Genomic DNA, 231 nt, shown 5'->3' on the forward strand with positions numbered 1-231 from the left:
ATCGACGCGCTCGTCGCCGAGTGACACCGTGACCGATGAGAGGCGGCCCCGCACCCGCTGGCTGGGTGCGCAACCGATCGGCGGGCTGTTCGCGCTCCCGTACTTCGTGTTCGTGATCGCGATCTTCGCGTATCCCCTTGCGTTCGCGGTCTACATCGCCTTCCACGACTACTTCTTCACGGCTCCGGGCACCGAGGTCGATCGCCCGTTCGTGGGCTTCGACAACTTCGT

The 231-nt window shown here is 64.9% G+C and carries 1 pseudogene; it reads left to right on the forward strand.

The window, feature by feature from the left end:
* Positions 1-28: 28 nt before the first annotated feature.
* Positions 29-231, forward strand: a pseudogene (locus L687_RS0121270) (sugar ABC transporter permease); the annotation flags it as partial.

It is taken from the genome of Microbacterium maritypicum MF109 (genome assembly GCF_000455825.1).
Classification (GTDB): domain Bacteria; phylum Actinomycetota; class Actinomycetes; order Actinomycetales; family Microbacteriaceae; genus Microbacterium; species Microbacterium maritypicum_A.